Source organism: Roseateles sp. P5_E1, assembly GCF_054049335.1.
In genome coordinates this window covers 1-709 of sequence record NZ_JBFUMN010000198.1, presented here as the reverse complement: position 1 = coordinate 709, position 709 = coordinate 1, and the positions used below count along the sequence as shown (strand labels likewise).

Genomic DNA, 709 nt, shown 5'->3' with positions numbered 1-709 from the left:
GCATCTGGTTGGAGATGCCAAACAGCGGCCACAGGGTCTGGATGCCGCCGAAGGGATCCTTGACGCCGGTGTACAACAGGTAGCCCCACAGCGCCACGCAGCCTGCGGTGGCGATGATGTTCGCCGTCCACGACTCGGTCTTCTTCAGCGCCGGCACGAAGTTGCCCAGCAGGTCCTGCAGCATGAAGCGACCGGCACGGGTCCCGGCATCGACCGCGGTCAGGATGAACAGCGCTTCGAACAGGATCGCGAAGTGGTACCAGAACGCCATCATCGCGTTGCTGCCGCTGGGAATGGCCTGGTGCAGGATCTGCGCGATACCCACTGCCAGCGTCGGTGCGCCACCGGCACGGTGCAGGATGGTCGGCTCGCCGATGGCCAACGCGGTGGCTTCCAGCTGCTCGGGGGTGATCGCAAAGCCCCAGGTGGTGGAGATGTAGTGCGCGGCCGATACAGCGTCCGGACCGATCACCGATGCCGGGCTGTTCATGGCGAAGTAGATGCCCGGATCGATGATCGAGGCCGCCACCAGTGCCATCACCGCGACGAASGMYTCCATCAGCATGCCGCCGTARCCGATGTAGCGCATGTGGCGCTCATTGGCCAGCAGCTTGGGCGTGGTGCCCGAGGCGATGAGTGCGTGGAAGCCGGACACCGCGCCGCAGGCGATGGTGATGAACAGGAACGGGAACATGCCGCCCTTCCACAC

1 protein-coding gene is annotated in these 709 nt (G+C 65.0%); it reads right to left on the bottom strand.

What is annotated here, in order from left to right; all coding sequences use genetic code 11:
- A partial coding sequence (locus tag ACXJKJ_RS30585; RefSeq protein WP_457395208.1) for a carbon starvation CstA family protein occupies window positions 1-709 on the bottom strand: 709 nt, incomplete at both ends.